This is a genomic window from Achromobacter sp. GbtcB20 (assembly GCF_019091095.1).
GTDB lineage: Bacteria > Pseudomonadota > Gammaproteobacteria > Burkholderiales > Burkholderiaceae_B > Achromobacter > Achromobacter mucicolens.
Genome location: NZ_JAGXJZ010000682.1, coordinates 1 through 255 on the forward strand (window position 1 = coordinate 1; position 255 = coordinate 255).

1 pseudogene is annotated in these 255 nt (G+C 72.5%); it reads left to right on the forward strand.

Annotated features, from left to right (window positions below):
* Positions 1 to 216: pseudogene (locus KVT32_RS30715) on the forward strand (amidase); the annotation flags it as partial.
* Positions 217 to 255 lie beyond the last annotated feature (39 nt).

The following is a 255-nucleotide window of genomic DNA, read 5'->3' on the forward strand; positions in this document are numbered from 1 at the left end:
CACTTCGGCATGAGCTTCTCGTGGCCGGCCGCGGTGGCGGGCTATCCGCACATCACGGTGCCGGCCGGCCAGGCCCACGGCTTGCGGGTCGGCCTGTCGTTCGTCGGCGGCGCCATCACGGAAGCCAGCCTGATCGGCATGGCCAACGCCTCCGAGCAGGCCTCGCGCCGCCGCCGCGCGCCGACCTTCCCGGCCTCGGTCAACGTCAAGGCGTGACAGAGGAGCCCTGTCAGCCCTTCCTGGCGCGCTCGAAGG